Below are 15,956 nucleotides of genomic sequence, written 5' to 3' on the forward strand. Positions count from 1 at the left end.
TAGTTCTGTCCGGTGTGCAACCAGCCAACGGATTGCCCGCTTTCACCCTCGAGCTTGACTGGTTTTTTTCCGGCCCCGTGGTTGCCCGTTTTGAAGTACCACGTCAACACAAAGGTCACCGACTTCGACTCGCCGGGCGCGAGTTCGATGGGCGCCGAAAGTGCTCCGTTGATCGTCTTGCCAGCCGCGGAGAACTGCGACGTCGCGGGGCCACTGCAATTGCCTGAGGCGTCAAACGTACTGTGCAAGTCCTCGAGCGAATTCCAGCTCGCACACCCCGACGCATGGTCGGCATTGGTCATCAATACCATGTCCGCGTTATCGATTTCCTGGCGGGTCATGTGCAGCAGAGTTGCACCGTTCTCGCTTAGGACTTGATTGCCGTTGTTACCGAATCTGCCGCCTTTGCCCTCGCTATAACCGAGTGCGTTCTTCTGCGACGCGAGAACATCGACCTTCACCTGCGACGAAGAGGTGTTCTTCGCCGTGACCTTGTAGATCGCACAGGGAATTGCGGAGTTCTTCAGGTCCATCGGGATGAATGGATTGAAGACTTCCAATTCCATTTCTACCGGGAATGCGGAGTCTTCAAAGCGATATTTCCCTAACGGATATTCCCCTTCGAATTTCAGCGATGCCATCGCCGCGAACGGTCCGACCGGCTCGGTTTGCAGTGCACGAACCACCGACTCGCCGTCATCGGATTGTGCACGCACGGCCAGGAAGCTGTCGTCGATGCGGACTTCGTTGAAGTTGCATGCGATCTGCCAAATCGCAGGTTCGGCTTTGCCGTTGAACTGAATGGCACCTGAACCGATGCCGCCCACCATGAAGCTGATCGCGTCGAGGTTCTCTCCCTCGTAGATTCGTGTGGTGCCGGGTGCTGTCAAAGCAGGATCATTCAGGATGCTTTGTTCTTTGCGAGCACGCCGTGCGTTTCGTTCTGACTCGACGCGAGCGACGAGTTCGCCGGTGGCTTTCAAACGCTCTGCCCATCCGGCGGCTTGGAGGTGATCTTGAATTTCCGCTCGCGTGAGGCCTTTAGCGTAACAGGCGACTTCGTCCAAACAGATGTCGGTCGATCCCCATCCGTTGACCGTGGTTGCTCCGAGTGTCATGGTAGATTTTTTGGGGCCGCGACGTGTGAACTCAAACGCTCCGCCGACCAAACTGCATTCGTAACCGTCGAGATAGGCTCGCACGTCGAGATCGTAGCTCGTGATTGCGAGGTGATACCAACGCCCGACTTCGAACTGTTGGTCGGTAGGAGGGTTGACCGTGGTGAGTACGTTGCCATTGACGTTTTGATACAACAGCGCGGAGAGGTCGTTCTTGATCCCGACGATGTAGCGAGCCTGCTGCCCCGCTGTTTGCGCGATGATCACAGGGTCTTCGTTTCCGACCGGCGTGGAGTTGAGTTTGAAGAACAGTTCGATCGTCGCAGAACGTCCTCGCAGGTGGTTGGTGTTCGTCACCGAAACCGGTTTGTTGGGAACTAAGCAGATCGCTTTGCCGTCGACCGCTCCCTCGACAAACGAGGCCGAACTGCCACCTTTGCCGGGAGCCTTCTCTAGCGTGTCGGTTAGGTTACCGTCCAACCGCCAATAGCCACTTAGCGACGGATCGGATTGCAGCATTGCCGCGTAAGTGTCCTTGGTGTCATCAGCGAAGAGCGGCCTTCCCGACAGTCCCGCGGTCAACGCACCCGCCGCGATTAGAAATCGGCGCCGCGTGACATCGATTCCAACTACGGACGGTTCACATCCACAATCACCTTCGCTCGGTTGGCAACATGCTTGATTTTCGTTCATGACGTTTTGTTCCTTAGGTGTGTGTCTGCATGTGTCTGTTTCGCCGCGGGGTCGAAGCGACTGTCGGTAAACGGCTAAAACTTCTCGTGGGGATTTATCAAGTTGTGGGGCCTTTGGTCGCTGCCGACGACATTGAGCCCGCCAATCTCCGCTCGCATTTGATCTGCTTTTCGCATCATCCCACTAGCGACCTCGGGGTGCTGTGGATAGAGGTTGCGTTTCTCAGCGATGTCGGAATCCAATTCGAATAGCATCGGTTGTTTGACCGAAAGGTGGATCTTCATGTGATTGCCTCCCGCCCGTTTTGCCCAATAGGGTTGGTCCGCGATGGTACGTGGCAGGTGCAGTTTCCAGTTGTCTTTTCGGATTGCCTGTAGGTTGAGGCCGTTGTAGTAGTAGAAGGTCTGATGGGGGCTTTCGTTGCTTTCGCCTCGGATCAAACGAGAGATGTCGCGTCCATCGATTGTTCGATCGCTCGGAAGTGGAGTTCCCGTGAAGTGGCAAAACAGCGGCAGCAAATCCATGCTGGTGATCATCGCGTTGGATACCGTCCCGGCGGGGATCTGCCCCGGCCAATAAAAGATTGCGGGGACCCGATGTCCGCCTTCCATGGTGACGTACTTTCCACCGCTGAGTGGTCGTGCCGATCCGTTGACGGCGGGACCGTTGTCCGACATCAGAACGATCAGTGTATTCTCGCTGATCCCCGCATCTTGCACCGCATCGACGACGCGGCCGACACTGTGATCGAGTTCTAAGAGAAAGTCACGGTAGAGGCCGGCCCTTCCCTTCTTGCCCGACGCACCGCGAAAGGACTCGCTAGGGAGGATCGGTGAGTGGGCGATGTGATGAGCGAAATAGATGAAGAACGGTTGTTCGTGTTCCTGTTTGATGAAGTCGACGACTTCGTCGGTGTACAGCCGTGTGACCTTCTCGAATGCAACATGTTCTTCTTGAATCTCTCGATTTCGATAGAGCGTGTCGGCGTGTTCGATTTGCTTGGAATAATTGCTGTGAAGGCCCAGGTATTCGTCGAACCCGGCGTCGAGTGGGTGGGAGCCATCGACATGAAACCCAAGGTGCCATTTGCCGACCGCTTTGTTGTAGTACCCGCTTTCTTTTAGCAGTTCTGCGATGGTCAATTCATCCGACTCGATTCCGTATTCGGCGTACTTGGTCGTGTTGTGTCTTGAGATCGGGTGCCCGCATCGCATCGGATAGCGTCCGGTCAACATCGCGGCCCGCGACGGTCCACATACATTCGCGGCGACGAGACAATCGGTCGAGAGCAGACCTTCACTCGCCAAACGGTCGATTTCGGGAGTCGGATCTTTCGCCCCATAGCAACCGAGGTCGCCATAGCCCACGTCATCGACAAACAAAAGGATGATGTTGGGACGTGACGGGGTTTCGGCATGGGCGGTGTGAAACGCCGTGAGAAGGCAAACGCAGATAAGGAGTTTTGCGGGTGAGGGTGTCATGGGTGGGGGCAGTTAAGAAGTCTCACGTTGTTCGCTCACTCGGAGTCCGAGAGCCTAGGAGGGGAGACATCGTGTTGGGGAAAAGACACGGCCGCGGTGGGCGGGAGGATTTTGATGGAGGTGGTTGGACGGCGAGCACTCGAGGGATTGCTGCGTTCCGGTCGAGGCATGAATTGGACCTCTAATTGGGTTGGCGTTTCTTGTTTTTGTTCTCGCGGGCCTTCTTCCGTTCGGGATGTCTTTCCAATCGCTCGGCTTGAATCGCGGACCGCGTGGCGGCGTCGACCGTCGGCCAGTCCTTTCCGTGACTGATGATCGGGGCGCCCTCAATCGCCGAACCGGTTGCCCGCTGACCGCTGCCACGATGCATGAACTCACCGAGTTCCTGGCGAGTGTCTTCGGCCATGCGGACCATTTGCTGAACGACCTCCGGGTTCGCGGAGGAAACATCCTTCGATTCCGCAATATCGTTTCGAAGGTTGTAAAGTGCCGGCGAGGATGCGTTGATGAACGCCTTGTTCTTGTCCCAGAAAGGAAGTTGTTTCTTGGTCCGAGGCAGATGCAGCTTCCAGTCGCCGTACCGGATCGCCTGCAAGTTTTCGCAGTTGTAGTAGTAGAACGGCTGGTCATCCGGACGTGATAAAGCTCTGCCTTCCCAAAGTGGCGTCAGGCTGACTCCATCGGAAACTCGATCTGTAACCAAAGGTTCGCCGATGATTTCCGAAAGCGTCGGGAATACATCCATGGCAACCACCGGTGTATCCGATTTGATTCCGTTTGGAATCTTGGCGGGCCAATGAAAGATGAACGGCACCCGGTGTCCACCTTCAAAGGTGACGTATTTCGTACCGCGATACGGTGCGGCATATTGCGGTTTGACCGGACCGTTGTCGGACGTAAAGATGACGATCGTGTTTTCGGCGATGCCCGCATCCTCGAGAGCTTTCATCATCTCGCCGATGCCCCAGTCGAGTTCCTGGATCACGTCACCTCGCACGCCATCCTGCGACGAACCGACAAAATCTTGGCCGGCCCTGTATGGGGTGTGCGGATAGTTGTGGGCGAAGTAGAGGAAGAAGGGTTCGTCGCGAATTTCCTGAATAATCTGCACCGCGCGATCGGTGTACAGCTTTGTTAGTTGCGCTAACGGCGTCTTCGCATAGACCTCTTCGGTGCCGTCGTAAAACGCGGCGGAGTGTCCCGCGTTGTTGGGCATGCCATAGTAATGATCAAAACCGTGCCGGAACGGATGGAACTCGGGCTCTTTACCGAGGTGCCACTTTCCGATCATGTAGGTTTGGTAGTTGCTATTCTTAAACTGTTCAGCGAGCGTGATTTCATTGGGATTCAATCCTAGGAACCAATGTTCGTCACGAATCGGATTGATGCCCATGTAGAGGCCACATCGCTGTGGATACGCTCCGGTCAAGAAGCAGGCCCGCGAAGGTGAACAGATCGACGCCCCGGTATGAAAATCGGTGAAACGGATTCCATCGGCAGCCAACGCGTCAATGTTGGGCGTTTTGACCTTGGTCGCGCCATAGCAACTAACATCGGCGTAGCCTAAGTCGTCGGTCAGGAAGAAGATGACGTTGGGACGCTTCGCATCATCACAGTAGCCGAGGCATGGAACCAGAGCTTGGATCAACGCGCCAACGAGAAACATAGATCTCGGCGTACTCACTACTTGCCTACCTTTTGTTGGCGTTTCGGAGTCTTGTCCTTGTTGGCGGGCTTTTGGGGGCGGTACGAATTGAGCAACGTCTCCATTTCCTGCACCACTTCGGGGAATTGTCTGTAAACATTTGTTGTTTGTCGGACGTCCTGTCCGAGATCATAGAGCTGTGCCGGTGGAGCGTTCTTCTTGATCTTGCCGTTTTCGATGTCGCTGTTCGGGCTGCCCAAGAATTTCACTCCGGCCGGTCCGCCCCAGGCGTGTTGCGGTTCTCTACTGCCGTTAAACCCGCCGCTTCCCCGGGCCCTGATGTACATCCACTTGCCTTTGCGAATTCCGAGGTTCGACGTTTTGTGTGGTGCGAGCAGCAGTTCCTCGCGGATGGGTTCGTCCGGTGTTTCGAGCAGAGCCGGCAGCATGTTGATGCTGTCCTTTTTCTTCAGCGCTGCGTTGTCGCTATCGAGAAGTGCCGCAAACGTGGCGAGCATATCCACGTTGCAGAGCAGTTGATCAGAAACGCTCGACGGTTCGATCTTCCCAGGCCAACGAGCGATAAACGGAACACGGTGGCCGCCTTCCCACGCACCAAATTTGAACCCAAGTAGATCACCGTTCATCCGGTGTCCTGCTCGGACGGCGTTTCGTCCTCCCAGATTCAACATGCCACCGTTATCACTGGTGAAGACGATCAGCGTGTTTTTGGTAAGACCGTGGTTTTCCAAAGCATTGACGACTTCGCCGACTATCCAATCGAGTTCTTGGATGAAGTCACCGTAGAGTTCAGCGTCGCTCGATCCTTGGAACCGCTTCCCCGGGGTGAACGGGTGATGGATGTGAGTCGTCGCCAGGTACAGGAAGAACGGGTTGTCCTTGTTGTCGGAAATCCAGTCGACGGCCTTGCCGGCCAAGACGGTCCCCACGGTATAGTCGTTGTATTGCTTGTGAGCTTCGACGGCGCCTTTGAACATGTTTGGCGTTCGTTGGGAAGCTTCCGGAGGAATCTCGGTGATTGGAGTTGCGTCCGTGTGACGACCACGTCCGAGGTACACTAAAGGGTCATCCGGGTCGCCACCGACGATTTTGTCGTTCTCGACGTAGACGTACGGCGGGGCGCTGTTCACAACAGGAAGACCGAAGTAGTAATCGAAGCCGAGGTCTTGAGGCCCTGGTCGGAGCGGTTCTTTCCAATCATTTTTTCCCTTGCCGAAACCTAGGTGCCATTTGCCCATCGCGGCAGTTCGATAGCCTGCATGTTGAAACACATCCGCGAGCGTGAACTCTTCGGTATCTACTAGCAGTCCGGAGGTCACGGGGGCCGGTCCCCAAATGCCTTTGCCTCCGCTAGCACGAATCGGATAGTTGCCGGTCAAAAGTGCGTATCGCGACGGAGTGCATACCGCCGATGCGGAGTGAGCATCGGTGAACCGGCGACCCTCCTTGGCCAAACGGTCGATGTTTGGCGTTTTCAGCTTCGTCGCGCCATAGCAGCCTAAGTCTCCGTATCCCAAGTCATCCGCGAGGATATAAACGACGTTCGGCGGCGTGGATTCGGCGGCGACTGGTTGGTGCGTCTGAGCAATTGTCAAAAAGACAGTGAGCAGCATGACGATCGCACCGGAGACGCAATGCGATCGCGTGTTGTTTGATGTTCGTGTGAGGAAACTCATGGTGGGGAAACTCACTTCTCACTCCTGGAGGGAAATCTTCCGGCCGACCAATTTCTAAAAAGACTTGGCGGAAGCCGATCGTGTGTTACTTAATTGGTGTTGTTAGACGCTTTGCAAAAAGCTGTCGCGGCTAGTTGCGGTTGGGAGTCGTTGTTCTTGGGAGTCGCTGTTGTTGACGTTTGTTGCTGCGGGAAGTCTCGGAAGCTGTTTAGAAACTCATCAGCGGAATCGTGTCGGCCGTGGTTTCGTTGCGCCAGGCGGGGGGCTAGCGACACCGGGGGCTAACGACCGTCGGCTAATTGGTTGCTCGAGGTTTTGGGGTAGGTTCTGCGTTTGCTTTGTAGTGCGGTGTGCCTCGGAGCCATTCGTAGTTCGCATATTGATAGTTGTTTGCCCCTTTTCCGCCTGGGTTCCAAAGCGGCGGTTGGTTGGACGTATTCCAGGCTTTCCATTTCGCGAGCATGTGCTCTGCCCGTTGTGGTTGTTCCTTGGCAAGATCATTGGACTCGGTTGGATCGCTTCGTAGGTTGTACAGCTGGGCACTCCCTCGTTTGACGAGCAATTTGTAGTCGCCTTCGCGAAGCACTCCCGAGAAGTCTTTGGGACTCTTGCCAACGTGCCAATACAGTTCTTGGTGCGGAGCGTCGCTGTTTTGCGCCGTTATGTATGCGGTGATGTCGCGACCGTGCAGTTCAGCCTGAGCAACATCACCTCCGGCGAGAGCCAGCGAAGTCGCTCCGATATCGAGCGACGTCACCGGGTGATCGAGGACGGTGCCCGGTTGGATGCGGTTCGGCCAGCTAACGACAAACGGCACGCGTAGTCCGCCTTCGTATGCGTTTCCCTTTGCCCCACGCAGCGGTCGGTTGTCACTCGTGCGTTTCATTCCGCCGTGATCGCTAAGGAACCAGACAACGGTGTTGTCGCTGAGTTCCAATCGATCGAGAGTTTCCAACAGTCGACCGATGCCCTGATCCATCTCATCGACCATCGCCGCATAGACCGATCGATTCTTGGCAGGAACACCAGGAACCTCTGTCATCGATTCTGGCGGATACTTCGCGATCGTCTCCGCAGGTGCTTCGAGATATTCGTGGGGTGCGTTGTAGGACACGAACAAAAAGAACGGCTGCTCGCGATTCTTTTCGATGAAGCGAATGCCGCCGTCGGTCAGTTCACGCGTCAGGTATTGATCCCACTTGACGGGTTTGCCGTTGTGCAGCATCGGGAGTGTGTGGTGCATGTCCCGCACGCTCCACGGTTTCGTCTTGGTCAGATAGCGACCGTCGTACGAAGGGTGATCCAGTGGGAAATACATCAGCCCACCGCCGTAGAACCCGTACCAATCGGAGTATCCCATCGCGTTTGGACGTTGATGGTCTGCGGTTCCCATGTGCCATTTGCCGACACCGCCAGTCACATAACCTTGATCCTGCATCCAATGCGCGACCGTCTTGGTGTCGGCAGGAAATCCTTGAGCAGGATTGAGAGGTTGGGAGGCGTTGACGTAATAGCCAAAGGTAGACTGAATGCGTCCGGTCAGAAAACCGGCTCGCGATGGTCCACACATGCACCCGGTGACATACCCCTGTGTGAAGCGTGCCCCGCTCGACGCGAGTTGGTCGATGTTGGGCGTCCGAATGTCGCGGCAACCTTGAAAACCGACGTCGGCGTAGCCCAGGTCGTCCGCCATGATGACAACGACGTTAGGTTGGTCTGTCTCGTGTGGTTGAATGACGTCAGCGGCCTGAACGACACACATGCTCATCGCCATTACGATGATGGATCGCACTACGAACGTACGCGACGACGAGGCGCACGTCATGGCGGATGTTCCGCCACGTTGGGAAATGAAAGTGCAAACAGAGTTTCGAGGCACGTGTCGGTTCATGCTAGGGGGATCTCTTCGAGAGAGGTTTGGGATCGTCGGCCGTTGCCGCGGGACGACTGTTCTGAGCCAACTCGTTTTGAAAGGCGTCCACGTAGGAACGCAGACGACTGACTACCTCGGGGTGCTCGGCCATGACATCATGTTTCTCGCCGATGTCCGATTCCAGATCGTATAACGCGGGGATGGGTGGCGTTTTGGCGTTCGCTTTCTGTGGCAATGACAAATGGAGTTTCCACTTGCCCGATCGCACCGCCTTTAGATCGTTGTCGCTGAAGTAGTAGAATGTTTCGTGCGGGCTAGCTGCTTGCTCAGTCAGAACAGGCCAAATGTCCTTGCCATCGATCACACGGTCACTCGGGACTTCGCCGCCCGCCAATCCGGCGAGGGTTGGGAAGATGTCCATGGCGGTCACCATTTCATTGATCGTTTGTCCTGCTGCGATCTTCCCCGGCCATCGGAACACAGCGGGCACGCGTTGGCCGCCCTCGAACGTGGTGCCTTTCTTGCCGCGAAGCGGAGTTGCTTTGCCCGCGGTCGGTCCGTTGTCGGTAGTGAAAATGACGAGGGTGTTCTCGTCGACTCCATTGGATTTCAACGCATCGAGGATCTGACCGACGGACCAATCGATCTCACTGATCGCCTGTGGAAACAGCTTTCGACGAGTGCCATAGTTGATCCGATTGCCGTCTTTCGCCAATTTCTGTTGAAGTTCTTCGGGGGCCTGGGCAACGAACTCGGGCGATGCGCCCAACGGTCCGTGTGGGATCGGGTGCGGCACATAGAGAAAGAAAGGTTCGTCTTTGTGTACTTCAATAAAACGAACCGCTCGCTCGGTAATCCGTTTAGTCAGGAAGTCTGGATCCGGATTCATCTCGATCGCGTCTTCGCCTTCGAGCAGGGGAAGGGGCGGGAAACCGAAGTGTTTTTGCCGTGGGTGATGGGGCGCGATGTCATGGCTGTAGGGAAGCCCGAAGAATTCGTCGAACCCTTGACGCGTTGGCAGAAATTCGACTTGGTCGCCCAGGTGCCACTTGCCGAACATGCCGGTGGCATAGCCCGCTTGCTTGAGCACCTCAGCAATCGTCACTTCATCGGGATGCAGCCCCTTGCTGTCACTCGCCAGCAGCACGGTAAAGTCGGAACCCGTCGCCATGTCCACCCGGCGAGGATAGCATCCCGTCATCAATGCCGCTCTCGACGGCGTGCAAAGGGGGGCACCCGCGTAAAAATTGGTCAGCCGAGCACCTTCGGCCGCCATTTGGTCGATGCGTGGAGTGCTGACATGCGTCCCACCGAAACAGCTCAGGTCTGCGTAGCCTTGGTCATCGGTGAACACGATCACGAAGTTCGGCCGAGACGATTCAGCGGTCGCGATCCGCCCGCCGAGCACGCTGATGCCCAACACGCACGCCAGCACAGCGATCATCTTTCGGAACGAAAGCGAGGTACCAACAACCTTGACACACGGCGGAGTCTTGGTGCTCGATTGGGGGTTCGACGCGAACCTTGATTCGTACTTCTCGCGTGGAGAACTCATGGTTGAAAGCTATCCGATCGGAACGGGTAGGCAGGCAAATCGGCTTGGTTTACCAGATTGACCTTGGGTTTCCCCGCGAAGGCGTATCGCACGTATTGCGGGTTTTTCACTTCGGGCGAACGCAGGACGACCGTCTCACCGCGGATCGTCGCGTCGGCTTCTACCCACTGACCGGAATCGTCGGAGATCCAGAACGCCCGTGGTGCGTTTCCGTCTTTCGTGGTCAGCCCATCGCTGTGGTCAAAGTGGACGACCAAGTGATTATCTTCGCGTTCGACATTCTTCATGACCGGGCCTCGCGCCAAGATGTCTTGGCCCAACGTGTCGTGTGCGGCCAAGAGTGCGAGACGTTTGCCGATCGGTAGTTTGTCGGTCGGGTGGATGTTCTTGAGCATCCCAAGATCGATAGTGTTGGCAACCGATGTGTGAGGCAGTTGCAAGACAGACAATTGCGATTCACGCATCCACGCCCAGGACCTCGCGTCGGGACGTTCGGGGTCCGTGTTTGGGCTGCCTTTGACGGTCTTTCCGAAACCGGGGAGCATCACGATTTGAAAGTGCAGGTCGTCGCGGTTCCATTCACGTCGGTAACGTTGAATCCAACGTTTGAGGGTCTCGGCGTAGACCTGCATGGAAGACAACGATCCCGTGTTGGATTCGCCTTGATACCAAACGATCCCACGGCAAGCGTACGGAACGAGCGGGTGCATCATCGCGTTGTAGATGACGTTGGGTTGGGTACGCAAGAAAATGTCGGCTCGACGGTTCCACTCTTCACGTCCTTCGAGAATCGCTTTGATGCGTTCGCGTTTCTCGGTGTCGGCATCAAATTTCTGCATGATGTCGCGGAAGTGAGGCAGCTCTTCGGTCATGTCTCTCGGCATCCATCCTTCGATCGATGAACTGCCCCAGGATGTTTGGATGATCCCTACCGGGACGCCGCTGGATTGCTCGAGGAAATACGCAAACGCCGCAGCGACAGCGCTGTCTGGATGCTTTTCTCGCCACGTTCCCGAACACGATTTCTGTTCGGAGAACGAGACAGTTTGATCGACGAGAAAGCTTCGCAGTTTTTGAGGCTGCGTCATCAGTTTCTTGATTGCAGGGATCTGGGGGATACCCATCTGCATGTTGGATTGCCCGGAGCAGATCCAGACCTCTCCCACGACAACATTCGCGATGGAAACGGTGTCCGATTTATCGGAAGAAGTCACTCGGAGGACTTCAGGATCCGACGACGCGGGGAGTGCATCAAGTTCCAAACGCCATTTGCCGGTCTCGTCGGCGGTCGCGGTCTTCTGTTGACCGGCGAACTCAACCACGACCTTTGCGGCCGGATCGGCGTTTCCCCAAACAGGGACAGGCATGTCCCGTTGCAAAACGGCGTTGTCAGTGAAGACGGACGCGAGGGTCAACTCGGCGAACGCGGTGGTCGGCGACAGCATCACCACGAAAGCAATGGTGACGAGCGGGATTCTCATTCGTTTGAATTTCATGTTGGATTTTCTCGGTGTAGTGAATGCGGTGTAGTGAATGCGGGGGCGATTCGAGAACGAACGAGCCCGTCGGCATTGGCCACAGTAGCGTCAACGTCTCTGTTGTGCTCTACAGATTACTCGATCGGACGCAGGATGATCGCGTTGCCGCCACCGACAGCGAGTCGCACCGTGACAATGTCCGATTTGTTGACCGTTGTGCTGGTGATTTCGTAGGCTTCCGGGTTGGTGACGCCGTGAGCGTCCGGCCCGTCCGAAAACACGGTTGCCTGGTAACGAATGCCGGGCGAGAGGAAGTCGAGCGGAATGTTGAGATCGCGTTGGTTCTGGTCGCCGACTGACGCGATGAACCAGGTTTGGCCGCTCCGCCGGGCCACCGTGATGTATTCGCCGAGTTTTGAATTGGGGACGCGCGTGTCGTCCCAGGTCGCGGGCATGTCACGCAGGAAGTCGAACAGATCTGTCTTCTTGCAATACTCCTCCGGTGCGTCGGGCAGTGTTACCAGGCCTGTATTGATGACAAGGTTTCGGGCCACTTCGCTGACGACCGTAGAAATGTAGGTGTTCCTTTCTTTGGGACCTTTCTCTCGCTCTCCCGCATTGATGCTGTTGATCCCGAAGTTGCCGTTGGACATGTCGAGCGGTCCGGTCAGGCCGCTGACCATCGCCATGTTGAGAAACGTTTCCGGCGTGAACGCTTTGCGGGCGTCCTGTTGGCCGTGGCAATACTCGCGGCTGATCAGGTTGGGCATCGTGCGTTGGACGCCAGTCATTGGCACCGGACCGTCGTGGAAATTGATCAGCAGCTTGTTCTCGGCGGCCGCGTTGATCGACTCGCGGGTGAACGTTGCCTTGTTGCCCATGAATCCGTATTTGATTCCCGACGCGCCGAGTTGGGCATAGTGCTCGAAGAGCGTTTCGTCACCGAAATTTCCCTTCTTGCGATCGTAGTAGAGCATGATCCGAACGCCGTGCTCTTTGGCGTACTGCATCACTTTGGCGATGTCGACTTTGGGGGAAACCTTCATCTTTCCGTTGCCGGCGTGCTCGAACCAAAAGTCGTCGACGGTCAGGTACTCGATCTCATTTTCGGCGCAGAAGTCGATCAAACGCAGATAGCTGCGGGTGTCGATCCCGTAGGCGAAGTCGCCGTTGTGGTAGCCGTGAATTCGCCAATCCCACAATCCTTTGCCAGGCACAATCCAATCCGTATCGTCGATCTGGCAAGGAGCGGCGAGGTTCAACGCGACCGTGTTGACCGTCAACGCCCCCGCCGTATCGCCTATCAAGACGACTCGCCATGGAGTCAAGTGTCCGGCACCCTGCGACACCGCGACGTTGGATGCGACAACTCCGCGGTGTGACGAAGAGTATTTCATGCGCAGGCTCTCAAATCCTGCGGCGGAGTACAGGTCGGATTCGAGTATGGCGACGTGCACGTTGTCGGATCGTTGAACGACCAACGGCACCGAGATACGGCGGCTCGTTTTTAAATTCGGAATTTTCCCGCCACGCGATCCGTTGTGGGCCGCCGCGACATTGGGAAGGCGATGAACGGTTTGGTAGGAGATCTTTCGCCCACGCGATTCTTCCGACATGACGAAACGCAATCCGACGCCGGTATCAAATACTCGGCAAATCAGCTCGACCGGCACACGGCCGGCAGTCAGCGAGAGAGTCAACTCGTTGTAGTGGTCGCGGATCGATCGGAATTGGCCGTAGACGGGCTCCCAAACGGAATCGTGCGTTTGAGTCTGGTGTCCCGTCACCGCCATCGCAGCGTCGGTGAAAACCTCAATTTGAGACGGTGGGATAATCGTCTTCTCGCCGCGGTTGATGGCGTAGGTAAGATCGTCACCGTTGATCTCGAAGGACACCGCCACGGAACCGTCCGGCGATTTCACGATGATCGGTTCTGCCGCGTCGCTGCTGGCGATCGTCAGTACGGCCGAGAGTGCGAACAGCAACAGACCGTGGCGGCGAATGGGGGAGTGGAATGCGAGGGGCGCGAGTGGGAACGTTGTTCGATGGGGGCGCATGGTCGGTTTGCGGTCGTGCGTCAAAGGAGTTGGCAGTGTGGGAGGCGAGCAGCATCGGGGAGCGTCGTTGGGGGAGGACGGACACCGCGATGTGGTGTACGGGCGACAGGTGTTTACTGGTGTCTGATTCGGAGATTTTGCCCTGAGGTGATTTTCTGCCCCCTATCAAAGCGAATGATGGTGCGGAATTCTTTACACTGAACTTCAGCCTTAATCGCGTTTTTTTCTAGCGGGGCCCGGACCCGCCCGCTAAGCCCCAGGCGAAACGCTGCGTTCGGGATTCGCAGCCCAATTGCAGAATTCCTGGCGGGGCGGACGAACCGGTAACCGCCCTCCGTGAGGGACGGACCGCATTTCACCATCGCTCCCGCGGACGGATTGCTGGATTCGACGTCGGCGGTTTGGTGGTGCGGCAACGAAGCCTGATCGTTGGGAGCAAACTTGGAATGCATGTCGGATCGTGCCGCTGAGGGAATGCAAAACCAACGGACGCAGAGCGGGGGGAGGCGGGGAGTTGGACAGGAGCATTGATCGGAGAGTGCAGCACCGGCTTTTCAGCAGTCGCTTTGCCGCGCCAGCAGCATTTCTGCGGATGTTTCGGCGGAGACCGTCTTGCGGGGCCGATTTCCTGGAGTCGTTGCTCGCTGAGGTTGGGGGGCTCTTCGGCGGGCTGGGTTTAGGGGGACTGGCTCTCTGTTCGATCGCATTTTGATCAACCGGTCGGCCATGTCGACGACGCGAGACGACACGACAGTAACGTTTTGCGACGGACTTTATTTCGGGCAAATTGCGTTTTAACGCGAAGGATGGGCTTGTTTTCCAAGGCGACATGGCAGAATGCGTCGTCATCACGGTTGGCAGGATTTGAATCTCGCGATTCGATGTAACTCATTCCGTCATCCGCAATCGTGCATCGCGGGGGAGCTGCGTCACGATCCAGAATGAGCACTCAAGGCCGGAGCGAAAGTCGCCAAGACTTTCGGTGATTCACGAGCCCACCGAAACTCCCGGCGAGTTTCTCTACCCTGGGATCGATTTTGACGCACCAATAGTGCAGACCAAGCAGACAGAATCTACGCGAATGTCGAGTTTGGGCTGTTGATTTGAGGGGACCCCAAAGGCTAGCGATAAGGTATTCGCCCGATGCGCAAGCGAGTGGTTGTGTGCGTGATGCCTCGTTAGCGCATCGGGTTGGTAAATCAACGATTCGGGGTTCGGGATTGGATGCTCGCTGTTCAAGCGGCACGCGAAGCTTTGCGACGACTATGACCTGGAGTGCCTGGATGATTCGGTCGAGGACCGGAACGCAGAACAGCAGTCCTTTTATTTGCCCGCAGTCGTTCGGTGTGTCAGGATGCGTCTCCTGACAAGCTCGCAGTTCCCTTCATTTTTGGAAACGTCATCGTGTTTGCGTTTGAATATGACGTTTCAACAGGACGCCTCGCATGAGTTCATTTCGACGAATCATTGTTTGTTGTTGGATTGCATCTTGCTTCCTTCACACCGCTCACGCGGAATTTGATGATCCCGACTTCATCGTCGTCCAGTCTCTGCTGCGAATGAAGGATGCGGGAACGCTGGTGCGGTCCAACGAGGATGTTCATCAAGCGGTCGATCGATACCTCGATAGCAAAAGGGGACAGCGAGAGCTACTCGATGTGGTTTCGACACTCGGACTTCGTGATCAGACGAATCGTCTCGCGGAGTTCTTCAACGAAGAGACCGACGTCAGTCTCCAAGTGGAGGCGGCACGGTTGCTGCTTTCGTTGGGGCAAGAAGACTACTTGCGCGATCGCATCTCGGTCGGTGATCGCGTTGCTGTGTCGGTCGCGAACGCGTTGGGGATGACGAACGATCGTCGCTCGGTCAGCATTCTCACGCCGTATGTCACGGCCGACGTGCCCGCCTCGCTCCGCATCGCCGCTGCCGGTGGGCTGGGAAGGACGAGGCCCGGTCAACAGTCGCTCGTGTCGTTGTACCGATCGGAAAAATTGCCTCGTGAATGTGGCTATGTGGTTTACAACTCGCTGTTAAATTCGAGCGTGGATCACGCGAAGGAGGTCGTCGCACGCTTGGCACCACCGCCGACGACAGGCGGCGAGGCATTGCCGCCGATGCGCAAACTCGTACGGATGCGTGGCGATCGGAAATCGGGAAAGGTCACGTTCCATGGCAAAGGCACGTGTTCGAAATGCCACAAGGTCCATGGCGAGGGAAAGGACATCGGACCAGACCTGTCCGAAATCGGCAGCAAGCTATCTCGCGAAGCGATGTATACCGCGATTCTCAATCCGAACGCAGGCATCAGTCACAACTACGAACAGTATGGCGTCGTGACCGCAGACGGTTTGGTGCTCAA

8 protein-coding genes and 1 pseudogene are annotated in these 15,956 nt (G+C 56.5%); 1 reads left to right on the forward strand and 8 read right to left on the reverse strand.

Going from position 1 to position 15,956, the window contains the following annotated elements:
• The 8 genes from RSSM_RS28490 to RSSM_RS28525 all read right to left on the reverse strand — a co-directional run.
• A partial coding sequence (locus RSSM_RS28490; RefSeq protein ID WP_261340271.1) for a GH116 family glycosyl-hydrolase occupies positions 1-1,811 on the reverse strand: 1,811 nt, incomplete at its 3' end.
• A gap of 74 nt (positions 1,812-1,885) precedes the next feature.
• Positions 1,886-3,292, reverse strand: a complete 1,407-nt coding sequence (locus tag RSSM_RS28495; RefSeq protein WP_008688046.1) for a sulfatase family protein — start codon at positions 3,290-3,292, stop codon at positions 1,886-1,888.
• Positions 3,293-3,473: 181 nt separating this feature from the next.
• Complete coding sequence (locus RSSM_RS28500) at positions 3,474-4,976, reverse strand: sulfatase family protein (protein WP_236621448.1); 1,503 nt, start codon at positions 4,974-4,976, stop codon at positions 3,474-3,476.
• Positions 4,976-6,634 (reverse strand): sulfatase family protein, encoded by a 1,659-nt coding sequence (locus RSSM_RS28505; protein ID WP_008688049.1) that lies wholly within the window; start codon positions 6,632-6,634, stop codon positions 4,976-4,978. Before RSSM_RS28505 ends, RSSM_RS28500 begins: the two co-directional genes overlap by 1 nt.
• A gap of 295 nt (positions 6,635-6,929) precedes the next feature.
• Positions 6,930-8,426, reverse strand: a complete 1,497-nt coding sequence (locus tag RSSM_RS28510; protein WP_236621449.1) for a sulfatase-like hydrolase/transferase — start codon at positions 8,424-8,426, stop codon at positions 6,930-6,932.
• A gap of 100 nt (positions 8,427-8,526) precedes the next feature.
• Complete coding sequence (locus RSSM_RS28515; RefSeq protein WP_236621450.1) at positions 8,527-10,062, reverse strand: sulfatase family protein; 1,536 nt, start codon at positions 10,060-10,062, stop codon at positions 8,527-8,529.
• Complete coding sequence (locus RSSM_RS28520) at positions 10,059-11,558, reverse strand: sialate O-acetylesterase (protein WP_008688055.1); 1,500 nt, start codon at positions 11,556-11,558, stop codon at positions 10,059-10,061. Before RSSM_RS28520 ends, RSSM_RS28515 begins: the two co-directional genes overlap by 4 nt.
• Positions 11,559-11,674: 116 nt before the next feature.
• Positions 11,675-13,597: a glycoside hydrolase family 97 protein gene (locus RSSM_RS28525; RefSeq protein WP_236621451.1), complete on the reverse strand. Its 1,923-nt coding sequence runs from the start codon at positions 13,595-13,597 to the stop codon at positions 11,675-11,677.
• A 1,445-nt stretch (positions 13,598-15,042) separates the two neighbouring features.
• On the opposite strand from RSSM_RS28525, the pseudogene RSSM_RS28540 reads away from it, so the two are divergent.
• A pseudogene (locus RSSM_RS28540) lies at positions 15,043-15,956 on the forward strand (c-type cytochrome); the annotation flags it as partial.

It is taken from the genome of Aporhodopirellula sallentina SM41 (assembly GCF_000346505.1).
Taxonomy (GTDB): Bacteria; Planctomycetota; Planctomycetia; order Pirellulales; family Pirellulaceae; genus Rhodopirellula; species Rhodopirellula sallentina.